This is a genomic window from Paraburkholderia sp. SIMBA_027 (genome assembly GCF_046535315.1).
Taxonomy (GTDB): domain Bacteria; phylum Pseudomonadota; class Gammaproteobacteria; order Burkholderiales; family Burkholderiaceae; genus Paraburkholderia; species Paraburkholderia tropica.
Map to the genome: position 1 here is coordinate 1 of NZ_JAWRWY010001176.1, position 252 is coordinate 252.

The 252-nt window shown below is 63.5% G+C and carries 1 pseudogene; it reads left to right on the plus strand.

The features are described 5' to 3' along the window. Positions 1–252: pseudogene (locus SB764_RS42855) on the plus strand (hypothetical protein); the annotation flags it as partial.

The window sequence follows — 252 nt, forward strand, 5'->3', positions numbered from 1 at the left end:
GGCTGGCGCAGCCTGCCGCTGTTCACCGAGGTCTCGCAGATGGTCTCGGCCATTCCGATCACCATCGCCATCTGCCACGCCATCGCCCACCCCTTCGGGCGGCCATTCAAGGTGACGGCGAAGGGCGAGGACCGCACCCGCGTCGATATTCTCTATCCGATCGCCTCCACCTTCGCGCTGATCATCATCCTCACCTTCACCGGCATGCTGAACGGGCCGCTGCTCAGCAATTACAGCGGCCTCGACAGCTTT